The following is an 18,612-nucleotide window of genomic DNA, read 5'->3' as shown; positions in this document are numbered from 1 at the left end:
CCGGGCACCCTCCCGCCCGCTACTTCCGATAGGAAAACCAGATGCAGACAGTCACCCTCAATAACGGCGTCGAGATGCCGATCCTCGGCTTCGGCGTGTACCAGATCCCTGGCGATGAAACCGAGAAGGCCGTTGCGGACGCCCTTTCGGCCGGTTACCGGCTCATCGACACCGCTGCGGCCTACGGGAACGAGGAGGCCGTCGGCCGGGCAATCGCCAACAGCGGGATCCCCCGCGAGGAACTGTTCATCGTCACCAAGCTTTGGGTGCAGGACGCAGGCGAACAGAACACCATCGACGCCTTCAACACCTCCCTGCGGCGGCTCGGTCTGGACTACGTCGACCTCTATTTGATCCACCAGCCCTACGGTGACTACTACAGCGAGTGGCGGGCCATGCAGGGACTCTATAGGGACGGCCGTGCCAGAGCGATCGGCGTCTCCAATTTCCACTCCGACCGCCTCGTGGACCTCATCACCAACAACGAAGTCACCCCCGCGGTGAACCAGATCGAAAACCACCCCTTCTACCAGCGTGTCGATGACCAGCGCCTCATGAAGGAACTCGGCGTCCAGATCATGTCCTGGGGCCCCTTCGCCGAAGGTCGGAACGACCTGTTCACCCACCCTGAGTTCACTCCGATCGCCGAAGCCCATAAGGTCTCCGTGGCCCAGGTGGTGCTCCGCTGGCTGATCCAGCGCGACGTCGTCGTCATTCCCAAGTCCGTGAACCCGGACCGGATTGTGCAGAACTTCGATGTCTTCGGCTTCACCCTCACCGAGGATGAGATGGCCCACATCGCGACCCTCGACACCGGCGCGTCCCTGTTCTTCGACCACCGCGACCCGGGCATGACCGTGCGGTTGGGATCAGTCCGCGTCAGCTGATTCTCGCTGGGCCGATCTGCCGCCCATCATTTCTGCCACTTCCATTGCCAGCAGCCGGGCGGAAACGGAAGGATGTCGACATGTCATTTCAGGCCTACCTCGACACCATTGAAGACAAGACGGGACTCACGCCCCGCCAGCTACTCGACATCGCGAACGGCAAGGGATTCGACGAGCAAAACGGCAAAGCCGGCGAGATCCTCGAATGGCTCAAGGCCGACTACGGCCTGGGACGCGGCCACGGCATGGCGCTCGTTCACGTGATCAAAAAGGGCGCCGCAATCGACAAGAAACATGTCGGAACAACCGGCTCGCACCGGGACGAGTCCGAGACTTTGTGGCTCGACGGGAAGGAGACCAAACCCTCATGACCACCGTTACCCACCGCGAGCAGCTCCGCGAGAACAACGCCGGGACGGCGCTGTTCGTCGGGGCCGACCACGGTGCCGGTGCCTCGTTCTTCTGGGTGGACACCACCCCCGGCAGCGGGCCCGACACCCACTGGCACCCCTACACCGAGACGTGGGTGGTGCTGCGGGGCGAAGCAGTCATCGAGTCCGACGGGGAAGAGCTCCGCGCCGGTACCGGTGCGATTGTGACGGTCCACGCAGGCGCACGACACCGGTTCCGCAACAGCGGTACCGAGAACCTCGAGATGATCTGCATCCACGCATCCCCCGAAATCATTCAGGAGTTCGTATCTCCTGCACCGAGTGGGCCGTAGGCCTCATCTTCATCGCTGGTGCATTCAGCGGAACCGGCGTCGACCCCGCTGCGGCTCATCCCCTCAGTGCGATTGCCTCTCCGACCCAGCGGGCGTAGCGCGCCCACGGATCATCTACGCCCGCGGCGAGTTCGGCGATGTGCCGCTCGAGTGCGGGCGACGGCGAGAACCACTCCGAGCGGCCCAGCCGCGAGGCCGCGAACTGCTCGTGGCGGCGGTGCTCCGCGAGCCGATCACCCCGTTCGAACGCCAGCACCTCGTCGTGCCAGAGCCGCGCGAGCCGCTGGCGGGGGTTCGCGGTCGTGCCGATCTTGATCCGGTCTTGGAAGCGGATGTAGTAGACGACGTCCACACGCGGGGGCGGCAGTCCCTCGTCCACGATGTCCCCGACGCGCCACTCACATGCCGCGCATGCCCAGCCGGAGGGATACCGGACGCCGATCCGCGACCCGCAGGCGCGACACGGGGCCGGCATCGCGTCGGTGGTGCCTACTTCAGCGTCCGCCCATTCCATGACGGCGGCCACGTGCGCCGAGCAGAGTGCGAACGGTGAGGCACCGGCGGGCCGGCCGCATGGCCGTCCGTCCTCCCCGGGCAGCACGCATCGGCGGTCACCCTGCTTCATTTCGAACACGTATTCGATGCTGCCGCTTCTTTCAGACTCATGCAAGCCTCACGGGGGCGCGGAGATCGGGTCCCTCACGAGTCAGTGGGACCGCCTCGTTCCCACTGGATGCGGGAACCGATGCTTCAGCTTGAATGGATCGAAACCGGCTCGTACACGATGACCGAGCCCGGTGCCGGTGCGCGGCAGGTCAGCTGGTTCGGTGGGGCACGGCGGGCCCGCAGCTCGACGTCGGTCTGTGCGGGGTGGGGCGGGGGAGCGGTGAGGCGGATCCGCCAGAGGTCACCGTGGCGGGTGGTCCCGGCGACCGTGTAGTCCCGCCGTCCGGCCGGGCCGAACCGTTCGAGCACAGCCGCGACAGCGGCCTGCTGGGGCTGGAGGAGATCGGTGTAGCCGCGCAGGTACTCCGCGTGGATGGAGTCGGCGAGGTGCCCTTCGACCGTTGCCATCGACGACTCGGCGTCGAGGCCGCCGTAGTAGACGCCGTCGGGCGCGACGACGACGTTGGCCGCGAACCGGTCACCGCCGACGTGCGAGCACTCCCACACCTGCTCGGGCCACCGTTCACTCAGCGCACGCCCGATGGGCCGTCCGCGCAGCGCGCAGCAGGTGTCATGCAGGCCATGGGTGCAGACCAGGAGGACCGGCGGGTGGCCGAGCTCGCCCGGTCTGCTGAGGGCAGCGGTAATCTCCGCCAGATCCTCGTCACCCGTCCACGACCCCCATTGCTGACGATGGGCGCCGGATCCGTCATGGCGCAGGACTGCCCATCGGTTGGGGCCGTCGCGTCGACGGCGGCCGGGCCGCCGCACCAGCAGCACCCGCGCCCGCGCCGCCTGGGCGGCGGCGACCACGAGGGCTTTCGTCTCAGGCTCGAGGGTGAGGCCGTCGAAGCTGTTGAACGGCCACCTGCCGCGGTACTCGATGAGGACCCAGACGACGTCGTTCGGCGCTGTGCCGGCCATCGGGTCGCTCCGCAGCCGGGCACCGTCGGCGCAAAAGAAGCGTTCCATGGCGGTCGTCACTGTTCCGCGGGAACGAGAACCCCCGCGCGCAGCAATCTCTCGACGAGTTCGCCGCCAAGATCGTTCGCGGTGTAAGCCCCGCCGTCGAGCAGGCGCCTCACAGACGGCAGATCGGTCTCTGGGAAATCGAGCCAGCCCACACGGGTGGTCAGGCGCGATCCCTCAAGCCGCGCTTCCAGTGCACCGCGCAGCCGCACCACGGACCCGGGACCCAGACCTTCGACGGCCGTGAGCTGAGCCAGCGGTCCCAGCGGTGCCGGGCGTCCCTGGCCCCGACGGGTGCGGTGAAATAAAGGAGCGGAATCGGCGTCGGTGACGGCGGCGGTCAGGCGTTTCCGGACGATGTCGACGTCGTCGGTCGGTCCGTCGATGCCCAGGGGAAGCGTCCGGCGCATCTCGGGATCGTCGTGGAGGGCCGCAAGCGCGGCCTGGGCGAGCTGTTCGGCCAGTGCGTAGCGGGTCCAGCTGTGGATGCCGAGCGTGAGGTGGATGGAGACCTCGCCCTGCGCCTGTGCGGCGTGCAGCCAGCCACGCGGCAGGTAGAGGACATCGCCCGGCTCGAGCACGGTGTCGATGTAGGCCTCGCCCTTCGCGGCGTCTGCGACGGCGGATCGACGGTCGGTCCACACCTGGTCACGCAGGGGGTCGGGGAGGACCGGTTCGTGGATGATCCAGCGCTTGGTTCCTTCGATCTGCAGGACGAAGACGTCATGGACGTCGTAGTGGTCGTCGAACCCCCGGTTCTGGGGCGGTGTGATGTAGGCATTGGCCTGCACCGGATGTCCGAGCTCGGTGCTCAGCCGGGCGTTGAAGTCCGCGATCGGTTCCCACGTGCGGTGCAGCGCCTGCAGGACGAGGGTGGCGCCGTCGGCAAACTTCCGCCACAAGGCGGTGTCATCGAGCTGGTCGGAAATGGTGGCGCCGACGCCGGCCGGGGAGGTGAAGGAGGAGTCGGGAAATGTGGAGCCGCCTTTGGCGACACGGAGGAAGGGCGTGCGCAGTCCCCGGCGGGAGACCAGTTCGTCGACGGCGCCGGCGGAGAACAGGTCGGAAAAGTCGCCCGCGCCGCGCGTGAGCAAGGCTGTCCGCCCCCAGACGTCACGCGCGAACCTTTCGCGGTCGATGTCGATCAGGCGTGTCTCCAGAACCCCAGCGCCGGGGCGCGTGAGGTCCTCAGGAGGAGTGCTCAAGCTCAGATGCCCGCTCCCGCGTCTGCTCCGCCGTCGGCGCCGCCGTCTGCTCCGCCGTCGGCACCGCCGTCGGCACCGCCGTCTGCTCCGCCGTCGGCGCCGCCGTCTGCTCCGCCGTCGGCACCGCCGTCTGCTCCGCCGTCGGCACCACTGTCTGCGCCGCCGTCGGCACCGCCGTCGCGGGCACCCGGGGCGCCGGCCACGCCACTGTCCGCCGCGATCTCCTGTTCGCTGGGATCCTGCTGTGGTTCAGTCATATTTCCTCCTGAGAGTTGAATATTCCTCGTGCCTACCTGATTACCCCAGGCGGTCCTTCATTGACGCTGCCCGTGTTCACACTATCGGTACAGATGATCCGAGGGAACAGGTCCTTCGGCAACTGAATGTGCTCACCTGCTCAGCCACCTGAGCCGCAGTGCGGCTAAGGAGGTGCCGGACGATTCGTCCTCGGTTCACATTGCACTGAAAGTGCATTATGCTGCACTCATGGATGATGGTACAAGGTCTCTCGCATCGGCGATCGGGGACCGTGTCAGGACGGAACGGCAGTTGCGAAGGTTGACGCTAGACCAATTGGCGGCGGCGGCCGGAGTGAGCCGCCGGATGGTGGTCAACGTGGAGCAGGGGCTTGCGAACCCCAGCGTAGGCACATTGCTGCGGATCAGCGATGCCCTCGGGGTTGGGTTACCGGCGCTGGTGGAACCTCCTCGGCCGAAGCCGGTGAAGATCACCCGCAGTGGGGATGGTGCTGCCTTGTGGGCCGGCGCGTCCGGTGGCCGCGGGGTGCTGGTGGCGGGGACCGAATCGCCGAATGTGGTTGAGCTTTGGGACTGGACACTGGAGCCAGGGGAGCAACACCGAAGCGAGGCCCACTCGGCTGGCACGAAGGAGCTACTTCAGGTCCGGCAGGGCTCGATCACCATCGAGGTCGCCGACCAGTCGATTGTCCTTGGCGAGGGTGACGCGATGACCTTCCCGGGCGACGTCGAGCATTCCTACGCCAATCCGGGCCAGCAAACCGCCAGGTTTTCCCTGGCCGTCTTCGAGCCCGGAGTCGGGTCGGGGCTCAAACCGGAGACCGTCAATGTCTGAGCGGATGGAACTTCAAGGATTCCTCGACGGCGCCCGGGTGGATGCCGCCGTGCTTTCTTTGCGCCCCGATTACCGGGCGCTGCTGGTGGCCGCCGACGGACTCGTCCCCGGCCCAAGCGATGCTTACAGCGAGGAGTTGCTCGAAACGGCGGAGACCACCGCACGACAAGCCCTCACGGATCAATCCGTCGACAGACTGCCACATGTTGCAGCGTGGCGTGAGGCGTACCAGGGGTTCGGGGCGAAACCGAACCGCACCCGCAACAGCTTGGAGGCACTCCTGCGCCGGGCGGCGTCCGGGCTGCCCCGGGTGAATCGGCTGACCGACATCTACAACGCCGTCTCGGTGCTGCACCAGGTCCCGCTCGGCGGCGAGGACCTGATGCGCTATTCCGGGCCGCCGGCGCTGGTCCGCGCAACCGGACAGGAACCCTTCGACACCGCCAGTAACGGTGAGCCCGTCACCGAGCATCCCGACCCCGGGGAAGTGGTGTGGCGTGATGACGCCGGCGTGACTTGCCGGCGCTGGAATTGGCGGCAGGGACGGCGCACTCAGCTCACCGACGAAACCACAGCGGCGCTGTTTATCCTCGATGCCCTCGCACCCCTCACCGATGACGCCCTGCTCGCGGCGGCGGACGATCTCGCGGCGCATCTGACCCGGCTGGGCCCGGATGTTCAGATCACCCGCCGACTGGTAGCTCCCGGCATCGGGTCCGGGATCGAGCCATGACCGGCCGCGCTCCCGCACGGCTTCCCGTCCCACCATGGGGGCTCGCTGTAGCGGCGATGCTCTCGGTGCAGCTGGGCTCGGCGCTGTCCGTGGGTTTAATCGGGTCGGTCGGACCCGCCGGCACGGCATGGCTTCGGCTCAGCATGGGAGCGCTGATCTTCCTGGTTCTGGCCCGCCCGCCGCTGCGCCAGGTGCGCCGCCGTGACGTTCCCGTGCTGCTTGGGCTGGGAGTGATGACCGGGCTCATGACTGTCGGTTTCCTCGCCGCGCTCGAATACATTCCGCTGGGCACCGCGGTCGCCATCGAGTTCCTCGGCCCTCTGACCGTCGCCGCGGTGCGCAGCCACAGCTCGCGCGCCCTGATCTGGCCGATCGTCGCGCTGGGCGGAGTGGTGCTGCTGACCGAGCCCTGGCAGGGGACAGTCAACCCAATCGGCCTTCTCTATGCCGGACTCGCCGCCATCGGGTGGGCGCTATACATCGTGCTCAGCCAACACGTCGGGGACCGCTTCAGCGGCATCTCGTCCCTCTCCCTGACCATCCCCGTGGCCGCGGTAACCGCTGCCCTCGTTGGGGTTCCCCAGGCGGCAGGACACCTGAGCTTCGAGATCCTCGCGGTGGCAGCAGGACTGGCCCTCCTCCTGCCCGTGCTGCCATTCGCGCTCGAAATGCTCGCCCTGCGGCGCATGACGGCCAACGCCTTCGGAACCCTGATGGCGCTTGAGCCGGCGATAGGGCTGCTCCTTGGGCTGATTGTGCTGCACCAGCAACCCTCACTTGTTCAACTGCTGGGGATCCTCCTCGTTGTCCTCGCCGGCGCCGCCGCGCAACGAGGAGGCCGCCGCAGAGGAACTGTCCAGCACCCATCCATCCCGAACGAAGCCGACCCCGTCGGGTAGTCCGTGGCGTGGCTGATACCCGTCAGCGGCACGAGTGCCGCCGGCAGAGTACCGCCGGTGGCAGCCGGCATTAGAAATGGAGTCAGCAGATGTTCACTGGTCTGAGCGCCTTTCCCCTCACCCCGCTCGCTGACGATGCGGTGGATGAACCCGCTTTCATCCGTCTGGTGGCACGGCTGAGCGACGCGAAAGTCGATTCCATCACTGCGCTCGGTTCCACCGGCTCCTACGCGTACTTGAGCGCCAAGGAGCGTGCCCGCGTCGCCCACCTGGCGGTCGAGCACGCTGGGCAGACCCCGGTCATTGTCGGCGTCGGGGCGCTGCGGACATCGCAGATACTCGCGAACACCGACCAGGCGCAGCAGGCGGGAGCCTCGGGTCTCCTGCTCGCCCCGATGACCTATCAGCCCCTTACCGACGACGACGTGTTCAACCTCTTCAGAACGGTCACCGAATACTCGCCGCTGCCCGTCGTCGTCTACGACAACCCCGGCACCACCCGCTTCACCTTCACAACCGAGCAATACGGACGAATTGCGGCGTTGCCCGGGATTGCATCGATCAAGATCCCCGCCGTTCCAGCGGCTCCCGAGCAAACCCGGACGCGCATCAACGAGATCCGGTCGGTCATCCCTCCGCATGTGACGATCGGGGTGTCCGGAGACGCCGCAGCGGTTGCGGGACTGGCTGCGGGATGCGACACCTGGTACTCCGTCATTGGAGGAACCCTGCCGGTCCTTGCCCTGCGACTTTCCCGGGCCGTGGAGGAAGGGCGGATCGCCGACGCCGCTGCCGAGTCCGAACGGCTCACTCCGTTGTGGCAGCTCTTCACCGAATACGGCGGAAGCATCCGCGTCGTCGCCGCGATCGCTGAACTGCTGGGACTCGCCCCGGACAACAGCCTCCCGCTGCCCATTCAGGGATTGAACAAGACTCAGCGAGTGCGCGTCTCCGAGGTCCTCGATGACCTGGGGCTCTTCGATTAGCTCACGGGCGGCGGAACCGCTCCAAACGAAAGTGTGGCTAGTAATCCTCAGACTCGACGCGTGCCGTTTCTCGGGTTTTCTTCGCGAATCCCTTTGAAAATAATTGTCAGGGGTTATCGGGAACCCCTTTGATGCCCGTGCCCACCAGGCATCGTTGTTACCTACACCCGCTCGGTTGTGGCACTTCAGGGAGCGTTCCGAGGAGAGGACGTGCTTTCACCCCTCACTCGGAGCTGTGGCCCGGAACCGACGGTTCTTTCCGAAAGTTTGTGCCGCTGGGTGTAACTTTCCACGGCCGGGCGGACACTACAGGGTATGGGGGAAAAGAATCCTGACGATACAGGCCTGTGGTCGAGGAGCCTGAAGGGCAGCGGTGACGCCTTCGGTGTCCTGTTCGACCGGCACCATGACCGGGTGTTCCGTCATGCGCTGCGCATGACGCGGAGCCGGCCGGACGCCGAGGATGTGAGCGCGACAGCATTCCTTGAGCTCTGGCGGCGCAGGGAAAAGGTCACCCTGGTCGAGCGGTCGGTGCTGCCGTGGCTTTTGGTGACAACCACCCAGTGCGCGATGAACCTGCGCCGCTCCACGGGGCGGTATCGGCGCCTGATCGCCGCCATCCCGCGCTCGCCGTCGGCAGCGGACCCGGCCGATGAATACCTGAACCAGAACCCGCTGGAGGGCCTCGACGAGCAGCTGGCCCTTGCCATGCGGGCGCTCAAGCCGGTGGATCTACAGCTGTTCACCTTGGTGGTTTTGGAGGGATATGGCATAGCCGCGGCCGCCGGGCTCCTGAAGCTGACGCCGGAAGCGGCGAAGACCAGGCTTCACCGGGCCCGGCGCCGGGTTAAGGCCGAATTGCCGATACGGCCCGCTGCCGCCCCAGTTCATCTCGTCGAGGAGGGAAGGCCATGAGCCCGCACCGCATGGAGGAAACCTTCAGCCAGGGGCTGCGGGCGGTCCTGGTGCGCCGCGTGAACGACGCCGCACCGAACCGGGCCCTGCGGCGTCACCGCTGGTGGGTCGGAGCGGGGATCTTCGCCGGCATAGGCCTGGCCGGCGGGGTCGGTGCGGCAGCGGCCGGATTCCTTACCCTCCCCGGCGGGGACATCACCACGAAACTTGCCGCCCCGGCCGAGGGCGTCCACACCGGAACGCACACCGTGGATCTCGGGCCGGCGCCCGACGGCGCAACCCACATCTCCACGGAGCTGACCTGCCTGAGCGCCGGCACCCTGTACTGGGAGGACGGGGCGTCCATGGGATGCACCATCAAAGACGTCGATTCGCCGCCGGCCCTCTACGCGCTGCCGCTGAGCCCCGGACAACATTCGACCGAGATCCGCACCAGCGCCCCGGACGTTCGGTACCGGCTCAAGGCCACCTACGTGAACCAGACCGCCACGGAATGGGCGGTGAACGAGAACGGTCAGACCTACGGCGTCGCGAATGAGCAGGGCTCGCCGGACCTCGTGGCGGTCATCGCCACGACGGGGAAGCAGGGCTATGCCTACCCGGCGGACCTCGACGTCCAGCCGGACTTCAAGAGCCCCGAAGAGGCACTCGCCTGGCAGGAGGCCCACCAAGGCGAGACCTTCTCGGTGCCGGTGTATGACGCCGATGGGAGAACCGTCATCGGCGAATTCATCATAGGAGACGGCACCGCAGGAGATCCGTAACCCGAACGCCCCCGCTCTTGGGCTGTTGTGCCAGGATTCACACGCCGGTGCCCTCATACGGCTCGAGGCAGGACGGTCCCTAAGATGAGGCATGGACATCTCCGACGCACTCTGGTCTGTGGCGGGGGCAGGGCTCATCCTGCTGATGCTCACAGACGTTTTCCACACGCTCCTCTACCCTCACGGGTCGGGGCCGGTGTGCCGGGCCATGATGCGTGGGTTCTGGCTCTTTTCACGAAGGGTGAGGGGGCAGTCCTCCGCAGTCGCAGCACCTTTAGCGATGGCCGCTGTCATCGGCGCGTGGGCGGGCCTGGCGGTTGTCGGGTGGGCTTTCCTATACCTGCCGCACCTGCCCGAAGGTTTCATCTATGCCGACGGCGTGCCACAGCAGGGGGGCCTTGCGGAAGCGGTATACATTTCGATGGTCACGCTCTCCACCGTGGGTTTCGGCGAGATCGTAGCGGGAAGTGCAGTGCTTCGGTTGCTCACTGCGTTCCAGGCCGTCACCGGTTTCGGGCTGTTGACTGCGACGGTCTCCTGGATTCTGCAGATGTACCCGGCTCTCAGCCGACGCCGGGTTCTCGCCCACGACCTGAATCTTTTCAGGGAAGCAACCGGTCCGGAAGGACTTTCCTCACTCGATCCCCGTCATGCTGCCGGGCTCCTTGAGTCACTGGCCCGACACGTCGCCTCGGTGAGCATTGATCTGCTGACCTTCTACGAAAGCTACTACTTCCATGAGGTGCAACAGAGGGGATCCCTCCCGGAAATCATCTCCTACGCCCAGGAACTGGCGGGCGAGGCCCGACGCAGCGAGGACAGGGAACTCCGTTTCGCCGGACGGATGCTACATGCAGCACTAGAGGATCTCGCTGAGGTCCTTCGCGGAAAATTTGGGCATCCGGGGGATACCTCATCGGCGGTCTTCGACAGCTACACGACGCACCACCGACACCGTCGGGTCCGCGACTCGCACCCGGCTTAACCCCAGGCGCGAATGCTGCCTGGTGGGATTCCCAGGTGGCTGAACCAGCCGTTGGGGGTCCATACCCCGTAGCGATCAGCTTGGGGCTTTGGCCAAACCACTGATGACGTCCGGGCCACGGCGTTGTGGAAACGGGATCCGGTCGAGGTCGGCGGCAGCGATGACGGTCGCGGCCCCCGCCTTGGCGCGGGCCTGCGCGGCCAGCTCCTCGACGTCGTCGTACCGGGATGAAAAGTGCGTCAGTACCAGCGTTCCGGTGCCGCCGCTGGCCGCCAGGGCGCCGGCCTGACCGGCGGTGAGGTGCCGGTACTGTTCCGCGAGAGCGACATCGTTGTCGCTGAACGTGGACTCGGACACCAGCACGTCGGTGCCTTCCGCCAGCTCCTCCGCGCCCGCGCACGGTGCGGTGTCCATCACAAACGCGAAGCGCCGGCCCGGCCGGTGCACGCTGACATCCTCCACCCGTACTCCGCGCAGGTTTCCCGCGCGTTGAAGGTGCCCGACGTCGGGTCCGGCGATGCCGGCGGCCGCGAGCCGGTCCGGAACGAAGCTCCGGCCGTCCGGCTCGGTCAGCCGGTACCCGTAAGCCTCGATGCGGTGAAGCAGGGGGCGCACCTCAAGATCCTCTGCGATCGGCCCGGCGGTCCCGTGGGGGTGGAACCGGAGGTCCAGTCCCGGGGTCGCAAGCGATACCAGCGACCGGACGACATCTTCACCCGACGCCGGGTAATGGAGATGGACTGGGTGCCCGGCGCCGTCGAGCACCATCCGGGAGAGCACCCCGGGCAGGCCCAAACAGTGGTCTCCGTGCACGTGCGTGAGGCAGATCCGTGTGATGCGGCTCGCCGATACTCCTGCGAGGATCATCTGGCGCTGCGTTCCCTCGCCCGGGTCGAAAAGAAGCCCCTGGCGCTCCCACCGAAGGAAGTACCCGTTGTGGTTGCGCGTCCGGGTGGGAACCTGGGAGGCAGTACCGAGGACGACGAGCTCACGCATCGCCCCAGTCTGCCACCGCGCGGGTGCCGGCGCGACGGTCCTCGCCGCCGAGCGGAAGGGCAGCACCCGGCCTTGCTGGCACGCCCTAGGGTTGAAGGCATGAATGACGCCGCCGACTTCATCGACGAGTCCCTTCAGTACGAAAGCACCTGGGAGCGCGCGGAGGATTACGAACGGCGCCTCGGGAGCGTGCTCGGGTACTACGGGGCGTCAGTGGGGGCGGTCCGCGGCACCATCCGCAATGCCGCCCGACGCTATCCGGGGCTTTCCCACGACGAGGTCACGGCCCTCGCATCCGAGCTCTGGTCCCGGCCCGTCTTTGAGCGCCGGCTCGCGGCGGTGGTGCTGCTGCAGTCGAACCTTGCCTTGCTCCGTTCCTCTGATCTCACACGCATCGAGGGCTTTCTGCGCTCGGCACCCCTGCGCGATGTCGCGGATCCGTTGGCGGTCGACGTCGTCGGGCCCCTTCTCCTTCGGCTCGGCGGGCAGGACGCCCTGCGGGCCCGGGCGGTCCTCGAACGGTGGGCGGCGTCTAACGACGCGTGGCTGCGCCGCGCTGCGGTGCTCGCCCATCTGCCCGCCTTCCGGAGGGGGGACGGCGATGAGGCCGCCTTTCGGCGCACCGTACGGCTGGTGACGGGGGCACAGGACGGGCGGGTCGAGGAGGTGGAGGAGGCGATCCACCTCGTCCGGAGAGCTATCGGCACCTAGGGGACTTCTCGTGGTGTGCTGATTCCGCCGATCAGGGCAGCGTTGGGAGGATCGGGTGGCGCCCCGACCGGGTCGAGACCGCCGTAGTGTCAGTGAGCCGCCAGAGCGGTTTCCGCCGTGTCAACGGGGGCGCGGGAGGTGAGGAACCTGACGCAGGTGTACCCGACAAGTGCGCCGAGAACCTGTGCTCCGATGAACAGGGGCGCGGAGCCGGGGGCAATGCCGGCGAAGGTATCGGTGAACATCCGGCCGATGGTGATGGCCGGGTTGGCGAAGCTGGTGGAGCTTGTGAAGAAGTAGGCGGAACCGATGTAGGCGGCTACGGCTCCCGCGGCGAAATGCGCGCGGCCGGTGCGGGCGAGGGTGAAGATGACGAAGATCAGCCCCGCGGTGGCAACCACTTCGGCGATCAGGTGGCCGGGGGTGATCCTGCCGGTGGTGCTCCACGCAGCGGCCGGAAGGTCGAACATGAGGTTCGCGAGGACGCTGCCGGCGATGCAGCCGATGACCTGCGCTGCGATATACGGGGCGAGGTCGCGCCGGCTGCGCAGTCCGAAAGCGTAGTCAACGATGGACACGAGCGGGTTCAGGTGGGCGCCGCTGAGCGGGCCGAGCACGGTGATGAGCACGAAGAGCCCGAAGGCGGTCGCGACAGCGTTGATGAGAAGCTGAAGGCCAGCGTCGTTGGAGAGGCCGGCGGCGGCGATGCCGGAGCCCACCACCATCGCCGCGAGGGCGGCGGAACCGACCAGTTCGGCGGAGGCGCGGCGGAAGGTGGCTGCGGGAAGAGTGGTCACCGGGCCAGCATATGCATAGACTGCCATCTATGCGTATTCCGGGAACGGCTGCCGAACTGCGACTGCTCGCCGACCCGACGCGCGCGCGGATCATGTCGCTCATCATGGACAGCCCGGACGGCAAGCGGCAGGTCGGCAGCCTGGCGGCCGAGTTGAAACTTCGGCAGCCTACAGTCAGTCACCATGTTCGTGCCCTGCTGGAGGAGGGCCTCCTGGACCGGGAGCCGGAAGGCCGCAGGGTCTGGTACTCAATTCCCCCAGGCCAGGCGGACCGCGTAGTGGAGGTGCTCAAGGGCGAACAGGAGACGCCGGTGACCGATGCTGTGCTCGATCGCATTTCGACCGACCTTGCCGGACGGTTCGCCGGCACCTTCGCCCCGGAGACCGTCGCCCGCTATGTCCGGGAAAGCCACGCCCTGCTCGCCGGTGGCGCCGGGGCCGCCCGCCGCCTTTCCTCACGCACCTCGCGCTTCGCCGCCGACAGGCTCTCGGCGCTGGCGAAGCAGGGTCTGCCGGGACCGGACCGGGTGCCCGAAGTGTTGTTCGTCTGTGTGCAGAACGCAGGCCGGTCACAGATGGCGGCGGGCATCCTGCGCCACCTCGCGGGGGACCGGGTGCGTGTGCGCACCGCGGGGTCGGCCCCGGCGGACGCCGTGCGCTCCGTGATCGTCACCGCGTTGGATGAGATCGGTGTGCCGATCGGCGGTGAATTCCCTAAGCCGCTCACCGATGAGGTGGTCCGCGCGGCCGACGTCGTCATCACGATGGGGTGCGGGGACGCCTGCCCGGTGTATCCGGGGCGGCGCTATCTCGACTGGGACCTCGAGGATCCGGTGGGCCTTCCGCTGGCGCGGGTCCGCGACATCCGGAATGACATCGAGGCCCGCGTGCGGGAGTTGCTGACCTCGCTCGAAATGAGCCCCCGGTGAAAAGCTGCGCCGCTGCTGGCCGATACATAGATGTACATCTATGCTTTGGGTAACTGAGAGTAAGGAACTCCCATGACCGACAAACCAACAGTGCTCTTCGTCTGCATCCATAACGCGGGCCGCTCCCAGATGGCCGCGGGCTACATGCGCGAGCTCTCCGGTGGGGCCGTCGATGTCCGCTCCGGTGGCTCTGAGCCCGGTGACCAGATCAATCCAATGGCGATTCAGGCGATGGCCGAGGAGGGCATCGATATCTCAAAGGCTGTCCCGCAGTTGATGACCACCGAGCAGGTCCGTGACTCCGACGTCGTGATCACCATGGGATGCGGCGACGTCTGCCCGGTCTTCCCGGGGAAACGCTACGAAGACTGGGAGCTCACCGATCCCAAGGGCAAGTCCCTTGACGAAGTCCGCCCAATCCGTGACGACATTAAGACCCGCATTGAGAAGCTGCTGTCCGAGCTGCTTCCGGCCGGGTCTCGGTGAGAAAAAGCGCATAGGCGCCGCTTAGCGGATTGCGGCGTTCAGCCGGGCGGCCTGGCGCGTCAAGTGGTCGCGTTCGGGGAGGTTCGGGGCCTTCTGGGCCGCCGCCGCATAGAGCTGCGCAGCGGTCACCAAGTCACCCTCCTGCTCGTGCAGGTACGCCACGGCGGCCGTGTGGCGGGGGAGGGAGGGGTCGAGCTGCGCCAGGGCGGCCAGGCCTGCCAGCGGCCCGTCGGCCTCGCCAACAGCGACGGCCCGGTTGAGCCGCGCCACCGGGCTGTCCGTGAGCCGCACCAGCTCGTCGTACCACTCGACAATCTGCACCCAATCGGTCTCCTGGGCCGACCCCGCGTCGGCGTGGAGCGCGGCTATCGCCGCCTGGGCCTGATACTCGCCCAGGCGGTCACGGGCCAGGGTCCTCTGCAGAAGGTCGACACCTTCGGCGATCAGCCTGGTATCCCAGAGGCCGCGGTCCTGCTCCGCAAGCGGCACGAGACTGCCGTCGCCGCGGGTGCGCGCAGGACGCCGAGCGTGGTGGAGCAGCATGAGCGCGAGCAGCCCCGCCACCTCCTCGTGGTCGATTCGAGCCGCCATCTGGCGCGTCAGGCGGATCGCTTCGGCGGCGAGGTCGAGTTCACCCGTGTACCCCTCGTTGAAGACGAGATAGAGGACCCGCAACACCGTGCCCACGTCACCGGGCTGGTCGAACCGGACCCCTGAGAGGGTCCGCTTGGCCCGGCTGATGCGTTGCGCCATCGTGGCTTCAGCAACCATGTAGGCGCGGGAAATCTGCGCCGTCGTCAGGCCGCCGACAGCACGCAGCGTAAGTGCAACCGCCGAGGACGGGGTAAGGGACGGGTGGGCGCATAGGAAGTAAAGCTGGAGTGTGTCGTCCGATGCCTCTCCCAGTCCGGGGGAGGGCTCGGCCTCGAAGCGCTGCTCCCGCTGACGCCGCGAAGTATCTGCACGGACAGCATCAAGGAACTTTCGCCAGGCGACGGTGACCAACCAGCCCTTCGGATCCCGCGGTGGTTCCTCCGCCCAGATCCGGACGGCTTCGACCAGGGCCTCCTGCATCGCGTCCTCGGCCGACGCGAAGTCAGCTCCTCGGCGGACGAGGACCGCGATCACCTCGGGAGTGAGGGTCCGCAGGAGGACCTCATCCATGGGTGTTACTCCGTGACAGTGGGAGGCATGGACAGGAAAGGGCGCAGTTCCAGCCACTCGTGGATCGGCTTCCCGCCGGCGCCCGGAGCCGCGGACAGCTCACCGGCCAGGGCGAGCGCGCGGTCATAGCTGTCGACGTCGATCACCATCCATCCGGCGATGAGGTCCTTGGTCTCCGCGAACGGGCCGTCGGTGACAGGCGGGCGCCCTTCGCCGTCGTAGCGGACGAAGGTTCCCTCGGGGGAGAGGGCCTGTCCGTCGATGAACTCTCCGGTGTCCTGTAGCCGGGCGGCGAAGTCGTCCATGTATTGGATGTGGGCCGAGATCTCCTCGGGCGTCCACTGGTCCATCGGGACGTCGTTCACCGTTGCCGGCGTACCGCGGTAGTGCTTCAGCAGCAAGTACTTGGCCATCGTGGTCTCCTTGACGTTGTGACACAGCCCATTGTGGCCGTATTCACTCCAAGGACGAAGCAGCGCGAAGGTTCTCGACATTTGCAACGGGAAACTTCCGAGCCAGTTTCCAGAAGCCGAGTGCGGCGTCGGGAAGGAGCGTGGTGTCATAAAACCCGTGCGGGCGCCATATCGTTGACTGCCCTCTCCGTTCCTGCCAGCGTTGCACTTCAGGTGGTCTCTTGACGGCTGGGAAGGACGAACTTCGATGACGACTACTGACGGTGTGGCTCCACCGGACCTCTCCGCGCGCGTTACCCGTACGCACACCACGCGGGTCGACGGGCACACGGTGTTCTACCGTGAGGCAGGAGACCCTGCCAACCCCACCGTCCTGCTGCTTCACGGTTTCCCCACCTCGTCGCACATGTTCCGCCGGCTCATCACGGACCTGGCAGCGGATTTCCACCTGGTCGCCCCGGACATGATCGGCTTCGGGTTCTCGGATGCGCCGCAGGTCAACGGGTTCGAATACTCCTTCAAGCACCTGACCGAGATCACCGTGAAGTTCGTGGATCAGCTGAAGTTGGAAAAGTTTGCCGTGTACATCATGGATTACGGCGCGCCCATCGGGCTGAGCATTGCCAGCACCCAGCCGGAGCGGGTGAGTGCCCTGCTGGTGCAGTCCGGGAATGCCTACATGGAGGGGTTCACCCCGTTCTGGGACATCCTGTTCGCCCACGCCAAGGACCGCCCCGCCAACGAGGCCGGCGTGCGGAAGTATTTCCTGCCGGAGCGGACCAAATGGCAGTACACCTTCGGGGTTCCGGAGGACCGCCTGGACCGCCTTTCGCCGGAGACCTGGACCTTGGATCAGACCCTGATGGAGCGTCCGGGCAATACGGAGATCCAGCTGCAGCTGTTCTGGGACTACCAGTTCAACCTCGATCTCTACCCGGGGTTTCAGGAGTACTTCCGCACCCATCTCCCGCCGACCCTGATCACCTGGGGGAAGAACGATCCGATCTTTGGAGCCGAGGGGGCCAAGGCCTATCTCCGCGACCTGCCCGACGCCGAACTGCACCTGCTCGACGGAGGCCACTTTGCCCTTGAAACCCATGGAGACGAAATCGCCGGTCTCATCAGGGACTTCCTCAGGCGGAAAGTGGCCTGACCCTTCGGAGGACCTAACCGGCTGGAGGGCGATGACGGGGCGCCGCTGAAGGCCTCACCGGCGATGCTCGGCTGATTGATTCCTGGAGATGGAGGCCGGCCATACCTGCAATCACATGCCTCAGATTGTCTTTGTTTAGGAGAAGACCATGGAAACGCGCCCTCCATTGCCCCCGTTCACTCTTGAGACCGCTGTTGAGAAAGCGCGCAAAGCCGAGGATGCGTGGAACACCTGCGATCCGGTGAAGGTATCGTTGGCCTACACGGTGGACAGCCGGTGGCGTAACCGGGATACCTTCCTCCAGGGCCGCGACGAGATCGTCAAATTCCTCACCGCGAAGTGGAGCCGCGAGCATGAGTACCGCCTCATCAAGGAACTGTGGGCCTACACGGAGAACCGTATTGCCGTCCGTTTCGTCTACGAATCCCACGATGCGTCGGGACAGTGGTTCCGCTCCCACGGGAACGAGAACTGGGAATTCACGCCCGAGGGATTGATGCGGCACCGGCATGCGAGCATCAATGATCAGGTCATTGACGAAGCCGACCGTCTGTTCCACTGGGACCGCTCCGGGCCCCGCCCAGCCGAGCACCCCGACCTGACGGGGCTCGGACTGTAGGAAGGACCCTCACGCTCGGGCGGCCAGAACCATCCACCTGCAACTTCCAAGGGGAAGCGGCTGAGGGTGCACCGTCAGCAATCGGCTGTGAAATCTTCCCCTCGCGTATTTGGTCGTCAAAGACGATGGTTGCGGTGAGTGTGGCGGGCTCCTCACAACCCGGGCCGGGGCGGGGTGCCCTGGTCCGGGTTTGTGGGGGTGTCAGGCGGTCCAGCCGCCGTCGTTGGAGATGGTGGCTCCGGTGAGGTAGTTCGCTGCGTCGCTGGCGATCCAGGCGACGAGGGCTCCGACGTCGGCGGGGGTCCCGAAGCGCTTCAGGGCGGTCATGCCGGCCATGATGTGGGCGGATTCGCCGTCGGCGGGGTTGCCGTCGGTGTCGATCGGGCCGGGCTGCAGGAGGTTGGCGGTGATGCCGCGGGCCCCGAGGTCGCGGGCCAGGCCCTTGGTGAAGCCGACGAGGGCGGCCTTGCTCATGCCGTAGATCGCACCTCCGGTGAAGGGGATGCTGACGGCGTTGAT

General features: G+C 66.6%; 24 protein-coding genes. 15 read left to right on the top strand and 9 right to left on the bottom strand.

Annotation, left to right across the window (positions count from 1 at the left end):
- The first annotated feature begins 41 nt into the window (after nucleotides 1-41).
- The 3 genes from AC4D2R_RS17150 to AC4D2R_RS17140 all read left to right on the top strand — a co-directional run bounded on the left by AC4D2R_RS17150 (nucleotide 42) and on the right by AC4D2R_RS17140 (nucleotide 1,611).
- Nucleotides 42-887, top strand: coding sequence for an aldo/keto reductase (locus tag AC4D2R_RS17150; RefSeq protein ID WP_490941306.1), 846 nt, complete (start codon nucleotides 42-44; stop codon nucleotides 885-887).
- An 80-nt stretch (nucleotides 888-967) separates the two neighbouring features.
- Nucleotides 968-1,258 carry a DUF4287 domain-containing protein gene (locus AC4D2R_RS17145; RefSeq protein ID WP_490941305.1) on the top strand — a complete coding sequence of 97 codons (291 nt, stop codon included), beginning with the start codon at nucleotides 968-970 and terminating at the stop codon, nucleotides 1,256-1,258.
- Nucleotides 1,255-1,611, top strand: coding sequence for a cupin domain-containing protein (locus AC4D2R_RS17140; RefSeq protein ID WP_490941304.1), 357 nt, complete (start codon nucleotides 1,255-1,257; stop codon nucleotides 1,609-1,611). The genes AC4D2R_RS17145 and AC4D2R_RS17140 overlap by 4 nt, the downstream gene beginning before the upstream one ends.
- 55 nt (nucleotides 1,612-1,666) lie before the next feature.
- On the opposite strand, the gene AC4D2R_RS17135 is transcribed toward AC4D2R_RS17140, so the two are convergent.
- The 4 genes from AC4D2R_RS17135 to AC4D2R_RS17120 all read right to left on the bottom strand — a co-directional run bounded on the left by AC4D2R_RS17135 (nucleotide 1,667) and on the right by AC4D2R_RS17120 (nucleotide 4,708).
- A complete protein-coding gene (locus tag AC4D2R_RS17135; protein ID WP_490941330.1) occupies nucleotides 1,667-2,236 on the bottom strand; it encodes a GIY-YIG nuclease family protein in 570 nt (189 codons plus the stop codon).
- Nucleotides 2,237-2,361: 125 nt separating this feature from the next.
- Complete coding sequence (locus tag AC4D2R_RS17130; protein WP_490941303.1) at nucleotides 2,362-3,249, bottom strand: sucrase ferredoxin; 888 nt, start codon at nucleotides 3,247-3,249, stop codon at nucleotides 2,362-2,364.
- Between the two features lie 8 nt (nucleotides 3,250-3,257).
- The gene (locus AC4D2R_RS17125) at nucleotides 3,258-4,451 is read right to left on the bottom strand and encodes a cupin domain-containing protein (protein WP_490941302.1); all 1,194 of its coding nucleotides are present in this window, start codon (nucleotides 4,449-4,451) and stop codon (nucleotides 3,258-3,260) included.
- Between the two features lie 2 nt (nucleotides 4,452-4,453).
- On the bottom strand, nucleotides 4,454-4,708 hold the full coding sequence (locus AC4D2R_RS17120) for a hypothetical protein (RefSeq protein ID WP_490941301.1): 255 nt from the start codon (nucleotides 4,706-4,708) through the stop codon (nucleotides 4,454-4,456).
- Between the two features lie 229 nt (nucleotides 4,709-4,937).
- Between AC4D2R_RS17120 and AC4D2R_RS17115 the strand changes: the two genes are divergently transcribed.
- The 7 genes from AC4D2R_RS17115 to AC4D2R_RS17085 all read left to right on the top strand — a co-directional run bounded on the left by AC4D2R_RS17115 (nucleotide 4,938) and on the right by AC4D2R_RS17085 (nucleotide 10,825).
- The gene (locus AC4D2R_RS17115; RefSeq protein WP_490941329.1) at nucleotides 4,938-5,543 is read left to right on the top strand and encodes a helix-turn-helix domain-containing protein; all 606 of its coding nucleotides are present in this window, start codon (nucleotides 4,938-4,940) and stop codon (nucleotides 5,541-5,543) included.
- 4 nt (nucleotides 5,544-5,547) lie between these two features.
- Nucleotides 5,548-6,276: a B3/B4 domain-containing protein gene (locus AC4D2R_RS17110; protein ID WP_490941300.1), complete on the top strand. Its 729-nt coding sequence runs from the start codon at nucleotides 5,548-5,550 to the stop codon at nucleotides 6,274-6,276.
- Nucleotides 6,273-7,175: an EamA family transporter gene (locus AC4D2R_RS17105; protein WP_490941299.1), complete on the top strand. Its 903-nt coding sequence runs from the start codon at nucleotides 6,273-6,275 to the stop codon at nucleotides 7,173-7,175. Before AC4D2R_RS17110 ends, AC4D2R_RS17105 begins: the two co-directional genes overlap by 4 nt.
- 89 nt (nucleotides 7,176-7,264) lie before the next feature.
- The gene (locus AC4D2R_RS17100; protein ID WP_490941298.1) at nucleotides 7,265-8,161 is read left to right on the top strand and encodes a dihydrodipicolinate synthase family protein; all 897 of its coding nucleotides are present in this window, start codon (nucleotides 7,265-7,267) and stop codon (nucleotides 8,159-8,161) included.
- A gap of 315 nt (nucleotides 8,162-8,476) precedes the next feature.
- Entirely contained in the window at nucleotides 8,477-9,076 is a 600-nt protein-coding gene (locus AC4D2R_RS17095; protein ID WP_490941297.1) for an RNA polymerase sigma factor, read from the top strand.
- Complete coding sequence (locus AC4D2R_RS17090) at nucleotides 9,073-9,840, top strand: peptidase M56 family protein (protein WP_490941296.1); 768 nt, start codon at nucleotides 9,073-9,075, stop codon at nucleotides 9,838-9,840. The genes AC4D2R_RS17095 and AC4D2R_RS17090 overlap by 4 nt, the downstream gene beginning before the upstream one ends.
- Before the next feature lie 91 nt (nucleotides 9,841-9,931).
- A complete protein-coding gene (locus AC4D2R_RS17085) occupies nucleotides 9,932-10,825 on the top strand; it encodes a potassium channel family protein (RefSeq protein WP_490941295.1) in 894 nt (297 codons plus the stop codon).
- A 75-nt stretch (nucleotides 10,826-10,900) separates the two neighbouring features.
- Here AC4D2R_RS17085 and AC4D2R_RS17080 read toward each other — a convergent pair whose 3' ends face one another.
- A complete protein-coding gene (locus AC4D2R_RS17080) occupies nucleotides 10,901-11,821 on the bottom strand; it encodes a ribonuclease Z (RefSeq protein ID WP_490941294.1) in 921 nt (306 codons plus the stop codon).
- Between the two features lie 99 nt (nucleotides 11,822-11,920).
- On the opposite strand from AC4D2R_RS17080, the gene AC4D2R_RS17075 reads away from it, so the two are divergent.
- Nucleotides 11,921-12,532 carry a DNA alkylation repair protein gene (locus AC4D2R_RS17075; protein ID WP_490941293.1) on the top strand — a complete coding sequence of 204 codons (612 nt, stop codon included), beginning with the start codon at nucleotides 11,921-11,923 and terminating at the stop codon, nucleotides 12,530-12,532.
- A gap of 89 nt (nucleotides 12,533-12,621) precedes the next feature.
- Here AC4D2R_RS17075 and AC4D2R_RS17070 read toward each other — a convergent pair whose 3' ends face one another.
- Nucleotides 12,622-13,329 carry an aquaporin gene (locus tag AC4D2R_RS17070; protein WP_490941292.1) on the bottom strand — a complete coding sequence of 236 codons (708 nt, stop codon included), beginning with the start codon at nucleotides 13,327-13,329 and terminating at the stop codon, nucleotides 12,622-12,624.
- Nucleotides 13,330-13,358: 29 nt separating this feature from the next.
- Here AC4D2R_RS17070 and AC4D2R_RS17065 point away from each other — a divergent pair, with 29 nt between their 5' ends.
- Both AC4D2R_RS17065 and AC4D2R_RS17060 read left to right on the top strand, forming a co-directional pair.
- Entirely contained in the window at nucleotides 13,359-14,258 is a 900-nt protein-coding gene (locus AC4D2R_RS17065; RefSeq protein WP_490941291.1) for a metalloregulator ArsR/SmtB family transcription factor, read from the top strand.
- A gap of 72 nt (nucleotides 14,259-14,330) precedes the next feature.
- The gene (locus tag AC4D2R_RS17060; RefSeq protein WP_490941290.1) at nucleotides 14,331-14,744 is read left to right on the top strand and encodes an arsenate reductase ArsC; all 414 of its coding nucleotides are present in this window, start codon (nucleotides 14,331-14,333) and stop codon (nucleotides 14,742-14,744) included.
- A 21-nt stretch (nucleotides 14,745-14,765) separates the two neighbouring features.
- On the opposite strand, the gene AC4D2R_RS17055 is transcribed toward AC4D2R_RS17060, so the two are convergent.
- A complete protein-coding gene (locus AC4D2R_RS17055; RefSeq protein ID WP_490941289.1) occupies nucleotides 14,766-15,908 on the bottom strand; it encodes an RNA polymerase sigma factor in 1,143 nt (380 codons plus the stop codon).
- Nucleotides 15,909-15,913: 5 nt separating this feature from the next.
- Nucleotides 15,914-16,321, bottom strand: a complete 408-nt coding sequence (locus AC4D2R_RS17050; protein WP_490903455.1) for a YciI family protein — start codon at nucleotides 16,319-16,321, stop codon at nucleotides 15,914-15,916.
- Between the two features lie 247 nt (nucleotides 16,322-16,568).
- On the opposite strand from AC4D2R_RS17050, the gene AC4D2R_RS17045 reads away from it, so the two are divergent.
- Nucleotides 16,569-17,474 (top strand): alpha/beta fold hydrolase, encoded by a 906-nt coding sequence (locus AC4D2R_RS17045; protein WP_490941288.1) that lies wholly within the window; start codon nucleotides 16,569-16,571, stop codon nucleotides 17,472-17,474.
- A 148-nt stretch (nucleotides 17,475-17,622) separates the two neighbouring features.
- Entirely contained in the window at nucleotides 17,623-18,093 is a 471-nt protein-coding gene (locus AC4D2R_RS17040) for a nuclear transport factor 2 family protein (protein ID WP_490941287.1), read from the top strand.
- A 201-nt stretch (nucleotides 18,094-18,294) separates the two neighbouring features.
- Here AC4D2R_RS17040 and AC4D2R_RS17035 read toward each other — a convergent pair.
- A partial coding sequence (locus AC4D2R_RS17035) for an SDR family oxidoreductase (protein ID WP_490941286.1) occupies nucleotides 18,295-18,612 on the bottom strand: 318 nt, incomplete at its 5' end.

This window comes from Arthrobacter sp. TJ-217, assembly GCF_058269255.1.
Note: the sequence above shows the minus strand (reverse complement) of the source record. Positions and strands in the feature narration are given on the sequence as shown.